Source organism: Streptomyces sp. 71268, from assembly GCF_029392895.1.
In the GTDB taxonomy this organism is placed as follows: Bacteria; Actinomycetota; Actinomycetes; order Streptomycetales; family Streptomycetaceae; genus Streptomyces.
In genome coordinates this window covers 2,080,024-2,099,733 of sequence record NZ_CP114200.1, presented here as the reverse complement: position 1 = coordinate 2,099,733, position 19,710 = coordinate 2,080,024, and the positions used below count along the sequence as shown (strand labels likewise).

13 protein-coding genes and 2 pseudogenes are annotated in these 19,710 nt (G+C 70.5%); 5 read left to right on the top strand and 10 right to left on the bottom strand.

Features of this window, described 5'->3' with window-relative positions; genetic code table 11:
* Positions 1 to 21 precede the first annotated feature (21 nt).
* Both OYE22_RS07605 and OYE22_RS07600 read left to right on the top strand, forming a co-directional pair.
* Complete coding sequence (locus OYE22_RS07605) at positions 22 to 1,662, top strand: iron ABC transporter permease (protein WP_348652190.1); 1,641 nt, start codon at positions 22 to 24, stop codon at positions 1,660 to 1,662.
* A gap of 285 nt (positions 1,663 to 1,947) precedes the next feature.
* The gene (locus tag OYE22_RS07600; protein ID WP_277319700.1) at positions 1,948 to 2,976 is read left to right on the top strand and encodes an ABC transporter ATP-binding protein; all 1,029 of its coding nucleotides are present in this window, start codon (positions 1,948 to 1,950) and stop codon (positions 2,974 to 2,976) included.
* A gap of 243 nt (positions 2,977 to 3,219) precedes the next feature.
* Here the strand turns inward: OYE22_RS07600 and OYE22_RS07595 are convergent, their stop codons facing one another.
* The 4 genes from OYE22_RS07595 to OYE22_RS07580 form a co-directional block, all read right to left on the bottom strand.
* Positions 3,220 to 3,906 carry a hypothetical protein gene (locus OYE22_RS07595; protein WP_277319699.1) on the bottom strand — a complete coding sequence of 229 codons (687 nt, stop codon included), beginning with the start codon at positions 3,904 to 3,906 and terminating at the stop codon, positions 3,220 to 3,222.
* Positions 3,907 to 4,628: 722 nt separating this feature from the next.
* Complete coding sequence (locus OYE22_RS07590) at positions 4,629 to 5,357, bottom strand: ATP-binding cassette domain-containing protein (RefSeq protein WP_277319698.1); 729 nt, start codon at positions 5,355 to 5,357, stop codon at positions 4,629 to 4,631.
* A 715-nt stretch (positions 5,358 to 6,072) separates the two neighbouring features.
* Positions 6,073 to 7,461, bottom strand: coding sequence for an aspartate aminotransferase family protein (locus OYE22_RS07585; RefSeq protein ID WP_277319697.1), 1,389 nt, complete (start codon positions 7,459 to 7,461; stop codon positions 6,073 to 6,075).
* A gap of 2 nt (positions 7,462 to 7,463) precedes the next feature.
* Positions 7,464 to 7,937 carry an Lrp/AsnC family transcriptional regulator gene (locus tag OYE22_RS07580; protein WP_277319696.1) on the bottom strand — a complete coding sequence of 158 codons (474 nt, stop codon included), beginning with the start codon at positions 7,935 to 7,937 and terminating at the stop codon, positions 7,464 to 7,466.
* Positions 7,938 to 8,116: 179 nt separating this feature from the next.
* On the opposite strand from OYE22_RS07580, the gene OYE22_RS07575 reads away from it, so the two are divergent.
* The gene (locus OYE22_RS07575) at positions 8,117 to 9,571 is read left to right on the top strand and encodes a gamma-aminobutyraldehyde dehydrogenase (protein ID WP_277319695.1); all 1,455 of its coding nucleotides are present in this window, start codon (positions 8,117 to 8,119) and stop codon (positions 9,569 to 9,571) included.
* Positions 9,572 to 10,485: 914 nt separating this feature from the next.
* Here the strand turns inward: OYE22_RS07575 and OYE22_RS07570 are convergent.
* Together OYE22_RS07570 and OYE22_RS07565 are read right to left on the bottom strand one after the other, a co-directional pair.
* The gene (locus OYE22_RS07570) at positions 10,486 to 11,214 is read right to left on the bottom strand and encodes a glycerophosphodiester phosphodiesterase (protein ID WP_277319694.1); all 729 of its coding nucleotides are present in this window, start codon (positions 11,212 to 11,214) and stop codon (positions 10,486 to 10,488) included.
* A 308-nt stretch (positions 11,215 to 11,522) separates the two neighbouring features.
* Positions 11,523 to 12,548 carry an adenosine deaminase gene (locus tag OYE22_RS07565; protein WP_277319693.1) on the bottom strand — a complete coding sequence of 342 codons (1,026 nt, stop codon included), beginning with the start codon at positions 12,546 to 12,548 and terminating at the stop codon, positions 11,523 to 11,525.
* Between the two features lie 688 nt (positions 12,549 to 13,236).
* Between OYE22_RS07565 and OYE22_RS07560 the strand changes: the two genes are divergently transcribed.
* Positions 13,237 to 13,545 carry a hypothetical protein gene (locus tag OYE22_RS07560; RefSeq protein ID WP_277319692.1) on the top strand — a complete coding sequence of 103 codons (309 nt, stop codon included), beginning with the start codon at positions 13,237 to 13,239 and terminating at the stop codon, positions 13,543 to 13,545.
* Positions 13,546 to 13,777: 232 nt separating this feature from the next.
* Here the strand turns inward: OYE22_RS07560 and OYE22_RS07555 are convergent.
* Positions 13,778 to 14,369: pseudogene (locus OYE22_RS07555) on the bottom strand (NADAR family protein).
* A 238-nt stretch (positions 14,370 to 14,607) separates the two neighbouring features.
* Positions 14,608 to 15,539, bottom strand: a pseudogene (locus OYE22_RS07550) (IS5 family transposase).
* A gap of 144 nt (positions 15,540 to 15,683) precedes the next feature.
* On the opposite strand from OYE22_RS07550, the gene OYE22_RS07545 reads away from it, so the two are divergent.
* A complete protein-coding gene (locus OYE22_RS07545) occupies positions 15,684 to 16,148 on the top strand; it encodes a hypothetical protein (protein WP_277319691.1) in 465 nt (154 codons plus the stop codon).
* Here the strand turns inward: OYE22_RS07545 and OYE22_RS07540 are convergent.
* Together OYE22_RS07540 and gabT are read right to left on the bottom strand one after the other, a co-directional pair.
* A complete protein-coding gene (locus tag OYE22_RS07540) occupies positions 16,069 to 16,845 on the bottom strand; it encodes a phosphatase PAP2 family protein (protein ID WP_277319690.1) in 777 nt (258 codons plus the stop codon). The genes OYE22_RS07545 and OYE22_RS07540 overlap by 80 nt on opposite strands.
* Positions 16,846 to 17,484: 639 nt before the next feature.
* Complete coding sequence (gene gabT / locus OYE22_RS07535; RefSeq protein ID WP_277319689.1) at positions 17,485 to 18,834, bottom strand: 4-aminobutyrate--2-oxoglutarate transaminase; 1,350 nt, start codon at positions 18,832 to 18,834, stop codon at positions 17,485 to 17,487.
* Positions 18,835 to 19,710: the final 876 nt, after the last annotated feature.

Sequence of the window (19,710 nt, the reverse complement as noted above, 5' to 3'; positions counted from 1 at the left end):
GCGGGACTGCGCTTGGGCTTGATGGCCGTGCCGCTCGGGTTCTTCGGGCTCTTCTTCGGCTACCCGGTCGCCGCGATCACCGCCCGCGGGCTCCACCCCGACGGTGCCTGGCAGTTCGCTCGCATCGGCGACGTGCTCGGTGACCCCGACGTACTGAACGTGCTGTGGTTCACCGTGTGGCAGGCAGCCGCCTCAACGGGGCTGACCCTGGCCCTCGCGTTGCCAGGTGCCTACGTGTTCGCGCGCCTCGACTTTCCGGGCAAGCAGGTGCTGCGGGCCGTCGTGACGGTGCCCTTCGTGCTGCCCACCGTGGTGGCGGGATCGGCGTTCCTCGCCCTGTTGGGACGGGGCGGCCTCCTCGACGAACTGTGGGGCGTTCGGCTGGACACTACGGTCTGGGCCATCCTGCTGGCCCATGTCTTCTTCAACTACGCCGTGGTGGTCCGCACCGTCGGCGGGCTGTGGGCGCAGCTCGATCCGCGACAGGAGGAGGCGGCACGTGTCCTGGGAGCCGGTCGGTTCGCCGCCTGGCGCCGGGTGACGTTGCCCGCTCTCGGGCCTGCGGTGGCCGGCGCGGCGCTGATGGTCTTCCTCTTCACCTTCACGTCCTTCGGCGCAGTCCAGATCGTCGGTGGGCCGCGTTACGCGACGTTGGAAGTGGAGATCTATCGACAAACGGCACAGCTTCTGGACCTGCCGACCGCCGCCGTACTCACGCTTACCCAGTTCGCCGCGGTCGCCTCGTTGCTGGCCGTACACGCGTGGACGGTGCGGCGACGGGAGAGCGCGCTGAGGCTGGTGGACGCCTCGCACACGGCACACCGGCCACGAGGAGTCGGGCAATGGGCACTCCTGGTGGGCGTGCTCACCGTGATCGCGCTATTGATCCTGCTGCCGCTGGCGGTGCTAGTGGAGCGGTCGTTCTCCGGTCCCGACGGCTACGGATTCGCCTTCTACGAGGTTCTGGCCTCGGCGGAGGAGAGCGGCGGTACCTTCATCGTGGCCCCGTTGGACGCCTTGTGGAACTCGCTCCAGTACGCGGCGGTCGCGACCGTCATCGCCCTCGTTGTCGGCGGGCTGGCCGCCGCCGCGCTGACCGTCCGGGGGCCGCGCGGTGAGGGGCCCACACGTACGGGGCGGCTGGTACGGGGCTTCGACGCGCTGCTGATGCTGCCTCTGGGCACCTCGGCCGTCACGGTGGGGTTCGGGTTTCTGATCACCTTGGATGAGCCGCCGCTGGACTTGCGGGCCTCGTGGTTCCTGGTGCCCCTGGCACAGGCCCTGGTCGGGGTACCGTTCGTCGTCCGCACGATGCTGCCGGTGCTCCGTGCGGTGGACGACCGGCTGCGCGAAGCGGCGACCGTGTTGGGGGCGTCGCCGCTCCGTGCCTGGCGAGAGGTCGACTTCCCCCTGGTCCGGCGGGCCCTGTTGATCGCAGCGGGTTTCGCGTTCGCCGTGTCGCTCGGCGAGTTCGGGGCGACCGTCTTCATCGCCCGACCCGACAACCCCACCCTGCCGGTGGCCGTCGCCCGCTTCCTGGGCCGCGCCGGGGAGCTCAACTACGGGCAAGCCATGGCCCTGAGCACCATCTTGATGGTGGTCTGCGCGGCTGCGCTGTTGGCGCTTGAGCGGCTCCGTACCAACCGTTCGGGAGAGTTCTAGATGACGTTGCCGAGCAAGGGACAGGCCGAGAACCGCGAGGGAGGGCGGCCCGACAGGCCGGCACCGGGCGATGCTGCGCCCGACGGCACGCAGCGGCCCGGCGCGGCGCAGCGGCCTTCCCGTACGGGGCTGTGGCGCAGGGACGGGGTGCGGAGCGGCGGGGCACGGGGCGCCGGAGCGTCTAGCCACGGGGCACGGAGCACGGGGCACGGAGCACGGGGCGTCGATGGTGGTGCGCGCGGTACGTGGCATGCGCGGGGGGACCAGGGCGAGCCCGGTGAGAGCTTGCTGCGGCTGGATGGCGTCACGGTGCGCTTCCGCGACCGCGTCGCGCTGGACGCGGTGAGCCTCGACGTCGCCGAGCGGCAGACCGTCTGTGTGCTGGGGCCCAGCGGTAGCGGCAAGTCGACCCTGTTGCGGGTGGTAGCCGGCCTACAGGCCACGGATGCCGGGCAGGTCTGGTTGGCCGGCCGCGACCAGGCCGGGGTGCCTGCGCACCGTAGGGGCGTCGGCCTCATGTTCCAGGACCACCAGTTGTTCCCTCAGCGTGACGTGGCGGGCAACGTGGCTTTCGGCCTGCGGATGAGGAGGGCCGGGCGCGGAGAGGCTGACCGCGCCGTGGCCGAACTCCTCGACCTGGTGGGCCTTCCGGGCGCGCAGCGACGGGCGATCGCCGCACTGTCCGGAGGGGAACAGCAGCGCGTGGCGCTGGCGCGAGCGCTCGCCCCCCGGCCGAAGCTGCTGATGCTGGACGAGCCGCTGGGCCAGCTCGACCGCAGCCTGCGTGAACGGCTCGTGGTCGAGCTGCGTCAGATGTTCCTCCAACTGGGCATGACGGTGCTGGCGGTCACCCACGACCAGGGCGAGGCGTTCGCCCTCGCCGACCGGGTGGTGGTCATGCGAGACGGGCGGATTGCTCAGGTAGGCACGCCGCTAGAGGTCTGGCAGCGCCCCGCTTCTGAGTTCGTGGCGCGCTTCCTCGGCTTCGACAACGTGGTTGCCGCCACCGTGCAGGGCGCGTCCGCCGCCACGCCCTGGGGCGAGCTACCCGTACCCGTGGGCACCTCGACTGGCCCGTGCCAACTGTTGGTTCGCCCCACGGGCGTGCGACTGACAAGCGCGGACGACGGCCTCCCGTGCGTGGTGCGTGCGCGCACGTTCCGAGGCGGCCTGGGCGTCTCCCTGCTCCTACAGCCCGAGCAGGGGCCGACGCTGGAGGCAGCGTGTTCGCTGCGGGAGGCTCCAGCGGAAGGGGACCAGGTGCGCGTCGCGTTCTCGGCCGAGGACGTGATGGTTCTCGGCGGTACGGAGTAGAGCGCGGGGCGATACCGGGCTGGTTTCCGTCATCGAGGTGGCGCCATGCTCTGGCACGGAGCACGGAGCACGGAGCACGGAGCACGGAGCGCTGAGTGGTGCGTTTACGGGGCACACGCGGCGGTCCGCTTGCCGAGTGACCGGGACGGAGCGGTGATCCTGCTCGGGGGCACGGGGCAGGCAGGGGCGCCGGGCGGTGCGCGCGAGGCGTGATGTCGCTTCGATGGGTGTTGGTGTCGGGTCTCACGTGGCGAGCGGCATTGCCGCAAGCTCGGCGACCAGCCAACTGAGGGCGCCAAGGACTGTGACGACTGCCACGGTGCGAAGCGTCGCGGCGTTGCGGAGCACGGAGCGGGGGGCGCCGATGCGGATCAGGGCATCGGTTGAGGCGGTGCGTGCGTTTCTGCTCTCCAGTACGGCCATCAGCGCCGTGGCGGTTGCGCATCCCATCACCAAGGCAGCGCCGAGCCCAGTGAGCGGGCCGAACGGGCGGTCGTGGGTCAGGTCAGGTACCGCGTCGTAGAGACGTACAGCGACGTACGTGCTGCTGACGACCGCGCACAATGCGCCCAACGGACGACCGAGCCGATGCGACTCCTCCTGCAACCTGCGCCCGGCCAGCAGTCGCATGGCGCCTGGCCGCCCCAGGGCGAGCAGCTTGCCGCAGAGACGGACGAGCCCAGGTCCCACCAGCACGAGTCCCGCGGTGGCCAGTACCCACGTCGCGAGCACCGCGATGGCGCCGCCGCTGAGATGGCCAGGCGTGGGCAGCAGGTCACGCGTGTCGGTCGCGTCGCGGCTGACGTAAGCCTCAAGTGCCAGTCCCACGGAGATCAGTGCGATCCCCCAGGGAAGGCCCGATGCCTCGGTGAAGCTGGGGGGCGGCGCGATGTGCATCACGTGAGGGGCACGCTGGTTGGTTGCCTTCACCAGTCCAGGAGAGGGCAACGAGCTGGCCGACGGGGCGCCGGTGTCGGCTCCGTGATGCGCGGCGGCGACTCGGTCGGACTGGCCGGCAGACGCGGCCGTCGAGGCGAACGGCGATGTCGCGGTGGGAGATGTGTGTGACGTTTCACGCGTGACGAGCGCGGCGGCGGCCGGCTGCGAGGTGAGCGCTGGCCGTGCGCTCCGGGGCGCCCACGCGCGGCGCGCGTCTGTCATACGAGGCGTGCGCAGGCTGAGCGCGCTGGCCGCTGCGGCGGCGAGAGGCGCTACCGACAAGAGGGTGAGTACGGCGCCTACGGGGAGCCGGCGCCCTACGGCGAACGCGTCGATGACGGGGTCGTTGAGGGGCGAGCCGAAGATGCTGCCACGGAGAGACAGAAAGGCGATCAACGCGAGCACACTACCGGCGAAACAGATCAGGGCCGTCGACGCCGCCGTCAGGAGAGCACGCCTGTACGGTCCGCAGCCAGCGCCGGCCATGCCCGGAGCGGGGTGGAGGATCGCGTCAACGCGCCCCACCGCGCTGGCCAGTTGGACGGTCGTGGCAAGCGGGGCCACGCACCACAGCAGTCGGGCAAGGGCGTCAGAGGTGTCGTCGGGGTGCCCCAGGGCGTATCCGAGTGAGCACAGCAGCAGAAAGCCGGCTCCTGCCGACGCGATAGCCACCAGCGACCGCCGTACGTGCGTCAGCGGTCCCGCGCCGAGGACTAGACGGAGACTGAGCACGCCGCACTGCCCTCCGCGTGATGGGCGGGGACGGAGCCGCTCCGGCGGCCGTCGATGAGTGAGACGGAGCGGTCGACCAGGGCATCGGCCTCGGTGCCGTGGCCGGTGAGCACCACGGTGATGCCGTGCGAACGGGCCGCCGTGGTGATGGTGCGGAGCACTTGTTCCCGGTCGGGGCCGTGCAGCGGGGCGGTGGGCTCGTCGGCAAAGAGGATGTCGGGTGCTGCGGCGAGCGCCCTGGCGACGGCCACGCGCTGCCGCTGGGCCTGCAGGAGCTCGGCAGGTCGACTCCGGGCACAGTCACCGATGTCGAGTCGGTCCAGCCATTCGTGCGCCGCGTGCTTGGCGCTCTTACGGCGCGTGCCACGGAGCATGAGGGGCAGTGCGGCGTTCTCCCAGGCGTTGAGTTCCGGTAGGAGGCACGGCTCGGGATCGATCCACCCGAAGCGTTCGCAACGCAGCCGCTCGCGCGCCAGTGCCGACATGGTGTGAATGGGCGAGCTGTTGAACCACACCTCACCGCTGTCGGGCAGGAGCTGACCCGAGAGGCAGCGCAACAAGGTGGTCTTGCCGGAGCCGCGAGGCCCGGACACGGCGAGGATCTCACCCTCCTGAACGCCCAGGGACACGCCCGTCAGCGCGGGCGAGCCACCGTACGCGTAGGTGAGGGCGCGCGCCCACAGCACATCGTTGTCGGGCGGAGCCACCATGGCAGTACCTCGGTTGCTGACGATTGTCCGCGTTCCCCTGACTGGGTGAACGAAGACAATGGCGATCGGTCACTGGAACGGTAGGGACTCGCGCGGGGAACGGAGCCCAGGCGCGGCGCTGAAGGCGCGCTATTCCTCCGATCAGCCGTCAAATCAGCCGTACGCCCGAGCGCCCGCGCGCGAGGGGGAACAGACGTGCGCTCGCCACTCATTGGTCAGTGGAAGGTGTCCCGGGAGCGGACGTCACGCGGACGGGCGCAGGTCGTGCTGGGGTCTGGTGGGGCGGATCGGCAGTCCTGGCGGGACCGCACGGGATCTTGTGGCCGAGCCGGCAGGTCCGCCAGGTTGCGCTCGTTACCGAGGTGGTGCTCCTGAGCGGTCGCGCGCCCCGTCGCGCCGGCGACCCTGCCGGGAGCACGGAGCACGGAGCACGGAGCACAGAGCACGGAGCACGGAGCACGGAGCACGGAGCACGGAGCACGGAGCACGGAGCGGTGATCCTGCCTGGGGGCACGGGGCACGGGGCACGGGGCACGGGGCACGGGGCACGGGGCACGGGGCACGGGGCACGGGGCACGGGGCACGGAAGCGGCTTACCGTATCCGCGCCCCGTCGGCCCGGCCCGATCTCGCCCGGCCAGGCCCACCGCCCCGTGCCCCGTCCGTTCGCTCCGCCCTGCCCCGTACCGTTCGTACGTCGTACCCCGCAGCGCCGGTCAGATCTTCTGCCACGCCTCCGTCAGTACGCTCCGCACGATCTGCTCGATCTCGTCGAACGTGGCCTGGTCGGCGATGAGGGGCGGCGAGAGCTGGATGACGGGGTCGCCACGGTCGTCGGCGCGGCAGTAGAGGCCGTTCTCGTACAGCTTCTTGGAGACGAAGCCGTACAGGAGCCGCTCGCACTCCTCGTCGGTGAACGACTCCTTGGTTGCCTTGTCCTTGACGAGTTCGATGCCGTAGAAGAAGCCGTTTCCGCGTACGTCACCGACGATCGGGAGGTCGTTGAGGCGGGAGAGGGTGGAGTGGAAGGCGCTCTCGTTGTCGAGCACGTGCTGGTTGAGGCCCTCGCGTTCGAAGATGTCGAGGTTGGCGAGCGCGACGGCGGCCGAGACGGGGTGGCCGCCGAAGGTGTAGCCGTGCAGGAAGGTGTTGTCGGCCTTGTAGAAGGGTTCGGCGATCCGGTCGGAGACGATCGCGGCGCCTATGGGCGAGTAGCCGGAGGTCATGCCCTTGGCGCAGGTGATGATGTCCGGCACGTAGCCGAACTTGTCGCACCCGAACATCGTGCCGAGGCGGCCGAAGGCGCAGATGACCTCGTCGGAGACGAGCAGCACGCCGTACTGGTCGCAGATCTCCCGAACCCGCTGGAAGTAGCCGGGCGGCGGCGGGAAGCAGCCGCCGGCGTTCTGGACGGGCTCCAGGAAGACGGCGGCGACCGTTTCCGGCCCCTCGAAGAGGATCTCCTGCTCGATCTGGTCGGCGGCCCAGCGACCGAACGCCTCCGGGTCATCGCCGTGCAGCGGTGCCCGGTAGATGTTGGTGTTGGGCACCTTGTGCGCGCCGGGCACCAGGGGCTCGTACGGCGCCTTGAGGGCGGGCAGTCCCGTGATGGACAGGGCGCCCTGGGGCGTGCCGTGGTAGGCGACGGCGCGGGAGATGACCTTGTACTTGGTGTGGTTACCGGTCAGCTTGTGGTACTGCTTCGCCAGCTTCCACGCCGTCTCGACCGCCTCGCCGCCGCCGGTCGTGAAGAAGACCTTGTTGAGGTCGCCGGGGGCGTGGTGCGCGAGCCGCTCGGCGAGTTCGATCGCCTTCGGGTGGGCGTAGCTCCACACCGGGAAGAACGCGAGCTCCTGCGCCTGCTTGCGCGCGGCCTCGGCGAGTTCCGCCCTGCCGTGTCCCGCCTGCACCACGAAGAGTCCGGCCAGGCCGTCGAGGTAGCGCTTGCCCTGGTCGTCGTAGATGTAGGTGCCTTCGCCGCGCACGATGGTGGGCACGGGGGCGTTCTCGTACGACGCCATGCGGGTGAAGTGCATCCACAAGTGGTCGTAAGCGGTCTTGGAGTGGCGTGCGTTGGCGGTTTCTGTGCCGGCGTCGGCGCTCATGGCTATCTCGTTCCCCAGGTGTAGGTCTGCTTCCGGAGCTTGAGGTAGACGAAGCTCTCGGTGGAGCGCACGCCGGGCAGCGTGCGAATCCGCTTGTTGATCATTTCCAGGAGGTGGTCGTCGTCCTCGCAGACGATCTCGATGAGGAGATCGAAGGAACCGGCGGTGACGACGACGTACTCCACCTCGTCCATGGCCGTCAGGGCGTCGGCCACCGGATCGACGTCGCCTTCGACGTTGATGCCGACCATGGCCTGGCGTCGGAAGCCGACGGTCAGCGGGTCGGTGACGGCGACGATCTGCATGACGTTCTGGTCGAGCAGCTTCTGGACGCGCTGTCGGACGGCCGCCTCGGACAGGCCCACGGCCTTGCCGATCGCGGCGTACGGACGGCGCCCGTCTTCCTGGAGTTGCTCGATGATCGCCAGGGAGACGGCGTCGATCGAGGGCGAACTGCGCTTGTCAGGTGTGGCCACGTCCCTCACTGTGCACGAGGACTCGACCGTGTCGCAACCCAAGTTTGCCGGAATTCGTTGTCTGGGTCCGTGGAGCGTGCTGATTCCGCAGTTTTCGGCGAGTGGGTATGTCGAAAGCGTCACCCGGGAGGCTAGGGTGGGTGTCTCACCTATCGGACACCAGGCAGGGAGGGGTGGCTGTGACCACCGAGCTGCGTCGTTTGCGCAACTACATCGACGGGGAGTTCCAGGACGCCGCTGACGGGCGGACCACCGAGGTGGTCAACCCGGTCACCGGGGAGGCGTACGCCACCGCTCCACTGTCTGGCGCGGCGGATGTGGACGCCGCGATGGCGGCTGCCGAGGCCGCCTTTCCGGCGTGGCGGGACGTGGTGCCGGCCGAGCGGCAGAAGCTCCTCCTCAAGATCGCCGACGCGTTCGAGGAGCGCGCGGAGGAACTCATCGCGGCCGAGTCGGAGAACACCGGCAAGCCGCTCGGCCTCACGCGGACCGAGGAGATCCCGCCGATGGTCGACCAGATCCGCTTCTTCGCGGGGGCGGCGCGCATGCTGGAGGGGCGCTCGGCGGGCGAGTACATGGAAGGGCTGACGTCCTTCATCCGCCGCGAACCAATCGGTGTCTGCGCACAGGTGGCGCCGTGGAACTACCCGATGATGATGGGCGTCTGGAAGTTCGCCCCCGCCCTCGCGGCAGGCAACACGGTCGTCCTGAAGCCGTCGGACACCACCCCGGCGTCGACCGTTCTGATGGCCGAAATCATCGGTGGCGTACTGGCGGATCTCGGCCACCCCAAGGGCGTCTTCAACGTCGTCTGCGGCGACCGCGACACGGGCCGCCGCATGGTCGAGCACCCGGTCCCCGCCATGGTCTCCATCACCGGTTCCGTACGCGCGGGCATGCAGGTCGCCGAGAGCGCGTCCAAGGACATCAAGCGGGTCCACCTGGAGCTCGGCGGGAAGGCCCCCGTCGTCGTCTTCGAGGACACGGACATGGCCAAGGCCGTCGAGGACATCTCGACGGCGGGTTTCTTCAACGCGGGCCAGGACTGTACTGCCGCGACCCGCGTGCTGGTGCACGAGTCCATCCACGACGAGTTCGTCGCGGCTCTGGCCAAGGCTGCCGCCGAGATCAAGACAGGCGCGCCGGACGACGAGGACGTGCTCTACGGCCCGCTGAACAACGCCAACCAACTCGCCCAGGTTTCCGGCTTCATCGACCGGCTTCCGGCCCACGCCAAGGTGGAGACGGGCGGCCAGCGCGTCGGTGACAAGGGGTACTTCTACGCCCCCACCGTCGTTTCCGGCCTGAAGCAGGACGACGAGATCATTCAGAACGAGGTCTTCGGCCCCGTCATCACCGTCCAGTCCTTCACCGACGAGGAACAGGCCATCAGCTACGCCAACGGCGTCGAGTACGCCCTGGCGTCGTCCGTCTGGACGAAGGACCACGCGCGCGCCATGCGCCTGTCCAAGGCGTTGGAGTTCGGCTGCGTGTGGATCAACACGCACATCCCGCTCGTGGCGGAAATGCCTCACGGCGGCTTCAAGAAGTCGGGCTACGGCAAGGACCTGTCCGCGTACGGCTTCGACGACTACACGCGCGTGAAGCACGTCATGACGTCGCTGGACGGCTGAACAACGGCGCGCTGCGCGCGGCCGGGCGCGGCTCTTCGCCCGGTGGTCTGCGGACACGGGGCGGAGCCGCGTGCCCCGTCGGTGACCGGCGGGCCGGCTGTCGCCGTGGGTGCGTGCTGGCGACGGCTGGCTGGCCGGACGCTGGAGGCTGGGTGCTGGTGGGTGCCTCGCTGGCGGGCGTGGCTCAGTAACACGGCGCGCGGGCGCGAACGCGATACCGCCTGCTTGGCGGTGGCGCGGCTCGGGAGCACTGCGGCGTGTGTCGGCGGCGGGTCGGTCGCGTACGGGATGCCGTACAGGCCGGCCCGTCGTGCTGTGTGAGGTATGGCGATCAGGCTGCGCGGGGGCGCTGTGGGAGGTGGGCGCGCTGTGTTCGTGGGTGGGGCGAGTTTCGGCGGGGCTGAGGGCTGGCGGCGGGGGAGCGGGGCGACAGCGATGGAGGCGAGCCGCGAGGCCGGCTGCGTGGTCGCCTGGGGACGGGGCGCCTGACGAGGCCGGGGCTTCATGCTGGAAGCACGGAGCACGGAGCACGGAGCACGGAGCACGGAGCACGGAGCACGGAGCACGGAGCGGTGATCCTGCCTGGGGGCACGGGGCACGGGGCACGGGGCACGGGGCACGGGGCACGGAGCGGTGATCCTGCCTGGGGGCACGGGGCACGGGGCACGGGGCACGGGGCACGGGGCGGCCGCCCCCCCCTGCAACGGTGCGCGGAGCCGGCCCCGCGGTGACGCGAGGCTCTCGTACGAAGTCCCCGGGACGCCGTGAGGATGAGGCCAGGGCTGCGGCACCGTAGGCAGGGCCTGGGGCCGCGAGTAGGTCCCTTCGTATCGACGGCGCCGGCTTGCCGTCAGCCAGTGGCGCGTGCGAGGTCGTACGTGACTACGGTCCGCCGGCGCCATCGATAACGTGCCTCACCGGCCGCTGGCCGCTCCCTGCCCGATCAACGCGCGCAGTGTGCTGATGCGGTTGGTGGTGATGCCGTCCACGCCTGCGCGGAGCAAGCGCCGCATCGTGCGCTTGGTGTCCGCCGTCCAGGCGGACACCAGGATGCCGTCGGCGTGCGCCCGCTCTACCAGCGCAGGGGACACGATGCCGAACCGGTAGTTCAGCCACCGCGGGCGCAGCTCCGCCACCAGGTCGGGGCGTGGCGGGGCGAGCGTCGTCCAGGTGAAGGCGATCTCCGCGTCGGGTTCCGCGCGTCGCACGGCGCGCAGCGCGGCCAGATTGCCGCAGTAGTACACGTGCTCCAATGCGCCGGCCTCGCGCACCGTGGCAAGTGTCGCGGGCACGGCTGAGGCAGCGGGCAGATCGATCATGGCGCGCACCGAGCGAGTGTTCTTGGCCAACTCGCCGAGGGCGTCCCGCAGGGTCGGCACTCCGTCGCCCGTGAGCGCCCCCACCTCGTCCGCTGTGAGGCTCGCGAGGGGGCGATCGTGGCCCCACAGCCGCTTGAGGGACGCATCGTGCAGCAGGACGGGCACGTCGTCGCGCGTGATCCGTACATCGATCTCCACGGCGTCGGCGCCCGCTCGCATCGCGGAGCGGATCGAGGCCAGAGTGTTCTCGCGCTGCTCGTACGGATCGCCGCGATGGGCTACGGCGGTGAAGTTGCTGACGCGTGGTGCGGTTCTGGTGAACATGCGCTCCATTGTTGCCGCGCTGCCTTCCCCCCGCTCCGCTGTGGCCCCGTGCCCCACGTCCCATGCTCCGTGCCCAGGGACGTCTTGGACGTCGTCGCTGTCCCACTCGGCGGCCGTGTGAGGCGCGGAGCGGACGTCGAGCCGGACCGCGCGGCGCCAGAGCACGGAGCGGCGACCGATCCCGCCCCGTGCGGGGACAGGGCACCTTGCCGGGCGGAGCCGGAGCGTCCGGAGGCACGGGGCACGGGGCGGCCGAGGGGGCACGGGGCGGTTGATGCGGCGTGCCCCTCGTCCTTCACACGTACGAACTACTTGGCCACCGCTGCCGCCGTGTACGCGTCGATCTCCGCCGTCAGCCTGGCCTTCCCCTCCGCATCGAGGAACGACGCGGTCACGGCGTTCTTCGCCAGCGCGGCCACGCCCGTAGCGTCGAGGTCCAGCAGGCGCGCCGCTACGGCGTACTCGTTGTTGAGGTCCGTGCCGAACATGGGCGGGTCGTCGGTGTTCACGGTCACGAGAACGCCCGCCGCGACCATGTCTCTGATCGGATGTTCCTCCAGCGTTGTCACCGCTCGCGTGGCGATGTTGGAGGTCGGGCAGACCTCAAGCGGGATCTGGTGCTCCGCCAGGAACTGGAGCAGCTTCGGGTCCTGTGTGCTGGAGGTGCCGTGGCCGATGCGCTCGGCGCGGAGCTCGGTGAGGGCGTCCCAGATGGTCTGCGGCCCCGTGGTCTCACCGGCGTGCGGCACACTGTGCAGCCCGGCCGCGATGGCCCGGTCGAAGTAGGGCTTGAACTGGGGGCGCGGCACGCCGATCTCCGGGCCCCCCAGGCCGAAGCTGAGCAGGCCGTCGGGCTGGAGCTCCAGCGCCATGCGCGTGGTCTCCTCCGCGGCCTCCAGCCCCGCCTCTCCGGGGATGTCGAAGCACCAACGGAGCGAGACGCCGAGCTCCGTCTCGGCTCCCTTGCGCGCGTCCTCAATCGCCTCCACGAACGCCGCATCGGCTATGCCGCGCCGGATGGAGCTGAACGGGGTGACGGTCAGCTCCGCGTACCGGATGTTCTGCCGAGCCATGTCCCGGGCGATTTCGTACGTCAGGAGTCGTACGTCCTCCGCGTCCCGGATCAGGTCCACGACGGAGAGGTAGACCTCGATGAAGTGCGCGAAGTCCCGGAAGGTGAAGAAGTCGACAAGCGCCGCCGGGTCCTGGGGGACCTTGGAGTCGGGGTGTCGGGCGGCGAGTTCGGCGACGATGCGGGGAGAGGCGGAGCCCACGTGGTGCACGTGGAGCTCGGCCTTCGGTAGCCCAGCGATGAAGGCGGTGATATCGGACAACAAGACCTCCTGGGGGCGGGGCCCGGGAAGGGGCACGCTTGGATCATCGTAGAACCGGGGCGTGGGCCCCGTAGCAACAGGCCGCGGCACGACCAGATGCCCTTGGGGGAGCGATATGTCCGACGAGCACGAGCAGCAGCCAACACCCGCCACGTCATCTGGTGGCTCGGAAACAGCGCCCGCTGCCGCGTCCAGCCCTGAGCCGCAGGGCCAGGCTGCCCCGATGACGCCTGGGCAGCCGCAGCCGCGGCCGTCGGCGCCGGGCGATGTCGCGGCTACGTCGCCGGAGGCAAACGGTGCGGCGGGCTCCTCGGCTCCGCCGCAGGCTGTGCCGCCCGTGGGGGCGCCGGGACCTGGCGTGCACGGGCCTGTTGGCGCGTACCACCCGGCAGGGTGGCCGCCCCACGGTGCGGCGGGTTCGAGCACCGTCCCTCCGCCGCCGATGGCCCCGACGGGGCCGGGAACGCCGAGCGCCTACGCGCACGGCGCCGCCGCCCCGTACGGTCCGGCCGGCCATGTCCCGAGCGGCTACGGGCAGGGGCCGTACACGGCCGGTGGCCCGAGCTATCCCAGCTACGGAGCGGGCCACCCTCATCCGGGGCAGGTGTATGCGCATCCAGGGCCGTACGGAGCGGGGTGGACCCATGGTGCGTGGCGGCCGGACAACGCACAGGGCACCGCCGCACTGGTGCTGGGAATCGTCGGGCTTGTGCTGTTCTTCAGCATCGTCTTCGGCATCGTCCTGGGCGCGCTGGCGATCATCTTCGGCGCACTCGGGCGGGGCAAGGCGCGGCGCGGTGAGGCGAACAACGGTGGCGCCGCGCTGGCCGGCATCATCATCGGAATCGCCGCCTGCGCGGCGAGCGTGGTCATGATCTTCGTTTACACCATGACCGGCGTCGACGACGATGACGAGGGCCGGCGTGACGAGCCGTACGGCAGCACTGCCCTGGTGCAGGCCCGGGTACTGGTGGAGAGGCCGGTGAGAGGGGCGTAGCGGGCTCAGCCAGGGGGGCTCATCTGCTGGACGAAGCCGGTGCCTGGTCGCCGGTGCGCGCGAGGGCGCGGCGAGGCGCCTGTCTCTCGTGCCGGCGCGGGTCCGTACAGACTCAGGCCCCGTGCCCCGTGCCCCGTGCCCCGTGCCCCGTGCCCCGTAGTACGGACGCGCTGCGCCCGTGCTCCTGGAGGATGTGCCTCGCCCCGTGCCGGCGGTGGCCGTCTGGCTGTGACTACACCAGCCGGCGGCGGGCCTCCATGAGGGCGAAGCCGAGGAGATTCTGCCCCTCCCACTGTCGTGGCACGGCGGCACGCTCGTCGTCTGCGCTCAACCCGATGCCCCAGATGCGGTCCACAGGGCTCGCCTCGACGAGCACGCGTACTCCCGTACTCAGCAAGTAGTCGCGCATCTCCGGGTGCTGCCCGAACTTCTCGACACTGCCTCGCACCACGAGCTCGAAGCGCCGCTTCCGCCACACCGCATCGTCGAATCCGCGCACGGAGCGGCCGATCTCCTTGGCCTGGCCAGGGTGCGAAGCGGCGATGGCCCGACGCTCCGCCTCGGCGTCGCCGAACAGTCGGGCCTTGCCCGCCATCATCCAGTGCTCAGCCGTCGCGTAGGTGACCCGCTCCACGACGAAAGGGGACGGGAACCACTGGCTGAAGCACTCGGCGCCTACGGAGCCAGCCCGGCGCGGCTGGTGACCCCAGAAGTAAGACGTACTTGAACCGCTCACCCCGCGCCGCGCGCTCCACCAGTTCCGCCACACTCGTCGGTTCGCTGTGCCCTTGCGCGCCGTCCGAGCCGATCTTTGCTTGCCCCATGGACGGGATTGTGTCAGCCACGCAGGTAGGGGCGACCAGCGGCGATCCTACCCGGGGGCACGGGGCACGGGGCACGGGGCACGGGGCACGGGGCACGGAGCGAGCAGCGAGGGGCGCGGCGCTCTGTACTCCTTGCGAGGCGACGAGAAGCGCTCTACGAGAGCCCGCCAAGCCGAGGGGCGGCCCACCCGGGCCGAGAGTGGCGCGGCTCACTACCAACTAGGACTTGTCCGGCCGATCATGCGCGGAGCCAGATGACGAGGGTTGCGGCAGTCGCGGTGCCGAGGAAGACATAGCCGCGCTTGTCGTAGCGGGTGGCCACGGCTCTGGCGTGCTTGAGCCGGTTGATCGCCCGTTCGACGGTGTTGCGTTTCTTGTACCGCTCTTCGTCGAAGCCGGGTGGCCGTCCGCCGCGTGACCCTTTGCGCAGGCGGGCGGCCTGGCTGTCGGCCTTCTCCGCAATCGTGTGCCGGATGCCCCGGCGCCGCAGATACTCGCGGCAGGGGCCGTTGCTGTACGCCTTGTCGGCGGCGATGCTGTCGGGGTTCTTGCGCGGCCTGCCCGGCCCGATCCGCGGGACGCGGATCTTCTCCAGCACGGGCTTGAACTCGGTGCAGTCCGCCCGCTGTCCCGGTGTGATGCTCAGGGACAGCGGGCGGCAGCGGCCGTCCGCGCTCAGGTGGAGCTTGGTGGTGAACCCGCCCCGCGAGCGACCCAGGCCCTCACCTCCTGCACCACCTCCACCAGGCGGGCCACCAGACTCTGCCACGGAGTTTCGCCCTGGTGTTCTGCCGGTGCCTCCCCCTTTGAGGCGGGAGCCGGCGGTGGTTCGGTGCGGGCGCCGGCGGCGTGTTGATGCGCCCGCACGATGGTGGAGTCGACCGAGATGTCCCAGTCGATCTCCCCGGCCGCGTCCGCCTCGGCCTGAACCTGCTGGAGTAGGCGTTCCCAGGTTCCGTCGGCCGACCACATGCGGTGGCGTTCATAGACGGTCTTCCACGGGCCGAACCGTTCGGGCAGGTCACGCCACTGCACGCCGGTCCGCACCCGGTGCAAAATCCCGTCGATCACCTGCCGGTGATCCCGCCACCTGCCACAACGCCTGTTGCTGACGGGCAGGAACGGCCGCAGCCGTTCCCACTCCGCATCCGTCAGATCACCCCGCCCCATGTCCACATCAACGACACGGCGGCGGAGCAGTCGCATGATCGGCCGGACAAGTCCTAGTAGCAGTAATTGAGTAAGGAACAGCCGCGGTCCTCCTCTCTTCTCTCTGGCACGCACGACGATGTGAAACGAGAGAGGCCAGAGAGTATGAGTGAGACGGGGGCGCCTGATGCGGCGCGGTGGCTGGCGGCGGCAGCGCCTGACGCGGGAACTTGCCTTGCGGAGTGGGGGCGCAACCCGTTAGGCGTGACGCTGCTACCCGCGGGGCGACTGTGGGACGTTCTCATCATGCCGGGGGAGCTTGGCGGCAGGACGTACGAGGTACTGCGCCTCTACATGCGGCCGGTCGGCCCCGTGCTGGGTGACTTAAGCGCCTCGCGGATCGGATTCTTCGTGCCACCCGGGACCGCCGCGGGATGGATGGCCACCGGCGTACGGGGCGCGGGGCGCGGCAGTTGGGTCCTCGTGCCCTACCCCGGGCGGGCGGCGGGCGGGGTGCGGTGGATCTGCCCGCCGGACGGCTCGGGCACGCTCATCGATCCCGTGGCCCTGGAGTTGGCGATGCACGAGGCGGCTGCGGGCCACGAGCCGGCGCCGGAGCAGGGCGGTTGACGGAGAGCGCCCGCCCTACCGACCAGACGACGCAACTCAGCAGCAGGGCGGACAGGCACCAACTGCCCAGTACGTCCAGGGGCCAGTGGTACCCGCGTCGTACCAGGCCCGCGCCGACGCCCACGTTCAGGCATGTCAGCGCGGCCGTGCCCCACCAGCAGGCGGTACGGGGCACGGTGGGGGCCGCTGTCGCCGGGGGCGCCCCGGACGCAGTCATCGGCACTTCCGACGGTGCCGGCGGGCGCGTGATGGCCCGGGTGAAGGCGATCAGCAGGAGCACCGCCCCGTAGCCGACGGCGGCAGTGGCGGCATGGCCGGAGGGGTAGTAACCGTTCCCGGATGCAATTGGGGCGCCGTCCGGGCCAGGCCGCCCGAGCCATGCCTTCAACGGGGCGACGAGCGCGGGTACGGCGCCCAGGGCGAGCGCCGCCGTCAGGGGCGGCAGCCACCACAGACGGAGCCGTACGCGGTAGCCGCACCACGCCGCGACCGCGACCGTCACCGCTAGCGGCGGCAGGACGGCGACGACGCCGCCGAAATCCGCGCCGAACTCGGCCAGGACATCGACGAGGGCCGAGACCGAGTATCCGGACGGCACGGCCCCGTGCCGCGCCGTGTCGTGGCTCAGTCGCTCGTCGAGTGCGCGGAGGGGGCCATGGGCGGCCACCTGCCAGGTGACGAGTAGGAAAAGCAACACCGCGCCGCCCACGATGATTAGGGACGCGCGACGAGGAATGGGCAGCCCCGGAACAAGGGGGGAGGTCCCGGGGCCGCCAGAGTGACCGAGGCGCCGCGCGCCCCGGGGGGTGTGGGGCGGGCGGCCATCCGATCGGTGAGGAGATCCAGAGCCAGAGACTCCAGTGGTGTGCGCCATGGCGCGGCCGGAACGGGGCTGGGGATGCACCGGCCCGGCGTCGCTCGCAACCTCCTGCGAGCGGGGTGTTTCTCTCATCTGCGGGAACCGTACGTCAGGCCCGACGTGGCGGATAGCTGGATCACTTGCTCGACATTGCCCTCGCACATCTTCTTCACGAGGTGTGCCTGTCCCTCCGCGTGTGCTGTCCGCCCATCCCCGCACGCTCCGTTCCCGCCCCGTAACCGCTCCCTGTGGCCTCCATTGTCGCCACTCGCCGCCCGCTTGCGGTCCAGGTCCAGGGACCATGCGGGTGTGCGCCGTACGAGCCCAAGTGGGGCGTGCGGGTCCGTAAGCCTCGGCCGCCCCGAGCGCGGTGCGGGTCCCGCAGCCGCCCCGTCCTGTCTCACCGAGGGCTCCGTACGGCGGGGGGAGGGCGGGACGGGGCGACGCGGCGGGCTTGTGCCGCTTGTGCCGTCGAGGTCAGAGCTGGGCGAAAGACTCTTCCAGGATGTCCAGGCCCTCGTTAAGCAGGTCCTCGCCGATCACCAGCGGGGGCAGGAAACGCAGCACGTTGCCGTACGTGCCACAGGTGAGCACCACCAGGCCGGCCGCGTGGCAGGCCTTGGCCAGGGCGCCGGTGGCGCCCGGGTTCGGGTCCTTGGAGCCCGGCTGCACCAACTCGATCGCGATCATGGCGCCGCGGCCACGGATGTCGCCGATGATCTCGAACTTCTCCTGCATGGCGCTGAGGCGGCCCTTCATGACCTCCTCGATGCGCTTTGCCTTCGCGTTCAGGTCGAGTTCGCGCATGGTCTCGATCGAACCCAGGGCCGCCGCGCAGGCCACCGGGTTGCCGCCGTAGGTTCCACCGAGGCCACCGCTGTGCGCGGCGTCCATGATCTCGGCACGGCCGGTCACGGCGGCGAGCGGCAGACCGCCGGCGATGCCCTTGGCGGTGGTGATCAGGTCGGGCACGATGCCCTCGTCCTCGCAGGCGAACCACTGGCCGGTGCGGCAGAAGCCGGACTGGATCTCGTCCGCGACGAAGACGATGCCGTTATCCCTGGCGAACTCGACGATCTTCGGCAGGAAGCCCTTGGCCGGCTCGATGAAGCCGCCCTCGCCGAGCACCGGCTCGATGACGATGGCGGCGACGTTCTCGGCCCCGACCTGCTTGCTGATCATGTCGATGGCCTGGGCGGCGGCCTCGTCCGCACAGTTCTCCGCGCCGGTCAACCAGCGGTAGGGGTAGGCGACCGGAACCCGGTAGACCTCGGGCGCGAAGGGGCCGAAGGAGTGCTTGTAGGGCATGTTCTTGGCGGTGAGCGCCATGGTGAGGTTGGTGCGCCCGTGGTAGCCGTGGTCGAAGACGACGACGGCCTGGCGCTTGGTGTAGGCGCGGGCGATCTTCACCGCGTTCTCGACGGCCTCGGCGCCGGAGTTGAACAGCGCGGACTTCTTCGCGTGGTCACCGGGAGTGAGCTTGGCCAGCTCCTCGCAGACGGCGATGTAGCCCTCGTAGGGAGTCACCATGAAACAGGTGTGAGTGAAGTCGGCGAGTTGCGCCGAGGCTCGACGTACGACCGCTTCGGCACTGGAACCGACCGACGTTACGGCGATACCGGAGCCGAAATCGATCAAAGAGTTGCCGTCCACGTCCTCAATGACCCCACCGCCCGCACGCGCGGCGAAGACGGGCAGCACGCTGCCAACGCCCGCGGCGACCGCCGCACCCTTGCGAGCCAGCAGCTCCTGGGACTTCGGGCCGGGGATGGCGGTGACGAGGCGGCGCTCCTGGGGGAGGGCAGGGCCTCCGGACAGTTCGGTCATGTGGGGCTCCAGGGGGTACGCAGGGAATGACAGCGGCTTTACTTCGCAGGCTAGGTGCGCCACCACGGCCCCGGCATGTTCCGTTCGGGAGAAGTGCGCGTGTTGCGTTGTCCGCGGCGGACATAGCGCGAGGCCCGGACATAGCGGAGCGAACAACGCGCCCCCGGACGCGGCAACGGAACTCCCGGCGCTGGGACACTAGATTGGGCGACGAGACAGCTGAAGGGTGACTCGTGGCGCTGACTCGGTGCGGACTCTGGGCCGGCGTGTGGGGTGCCGATGGGCTGTGACGGGCTGTTGGGGCTGGTGTGCAGCGGTGGACAACGCGGGGGTGGCGGTGGGGTATGGAGCATGGGGTCCCGCGTGCGATTCGGTAGTTACGGTGCGGCGGGGCGGCAGTGCGCCGTGGCAGTGCCGTACAGCGGAGCCTCCTGCGGGGGGTGAGGCGTTGCAGAACTGGCGGCGTGGCTCGCCAGCGTTCGCCGTCCAGCGCGTTGAGCGGCGGCGCAGGCCGGCACGCGGCCGTAGTGGTGGTGCGACGGAGCGTGTGGAGCGGTGCCGCAGCGCCAGGGGAGTGGGGAATGGCTGAGTCGCTGCGGCTGGAGCAGCGGGGCGGTGACGGGACCAGACGGCGCACCGTTGTCGGGCGCCGGTCGCCGCACGGCGACGTGCCGAGGGCGTGGTCCGTGCGGCGTGGCGGGTAATCGAGTGTGGGTAGTCGGCAGGTCAGGCCAGGGGGCTAGGAAAGCGGATGGATACCGAGGGCACCTACGACGCACGCGGCGCGCGGCGGGACGCCGTGCCACCCCCGACCGATCGGCATCAGCCGCCCCGTTGGCCCGCTGATTCGGTGAGGGGGGCGGATGGCCAGGGCGC

Bases quoted from the DNA above. Each gene is read 5' to 3' on its own strand.
- OYE22_RS07585 (WP_277319697.1), bottom strand. From the start codon at position 7,461: ATGAGCGCCGACGCCGGCACAGAAACCGCCAACGCACGCCACTCCAAG.
- OYE22_RS07605 (WP_348652190.1), top strand. From the start codon at position 22: ATGGCCGTGCCGCTCGGGTTCTTCGGGCTCTTCTTCGGCTACCCGGTC.
- OYE22_RS07590 (WP_277319698.1), bottom strand. From the start codon at position 5,357: ATGGTGGCTCCGCCCGACAACGATGTGCTGTGGGCGCGCGCCCTCACC.
- gabT (WP_277319689.1), bottom strand. From the start codon at position 18,834: ATGACCGAACTGTCCGGAGGCCCTGCCCTCCCCCAGGAGCGCCGCCTC.
- OYE22_RS07545 (WP_277319691.1), top strand. From the start codon at position 15,684: ATGAGTGAGACGGGGGCGCCTGATGCGGCGCGGTGGCTGGCGGCGGCA.
- OYE22_RS07570 (WP_277319694.1), bottom strand. From the start codon at position 11,214: ATGTTCACCAGAACCGCACCACGCGTCAGCAACTTCACCGCCGTAGCC.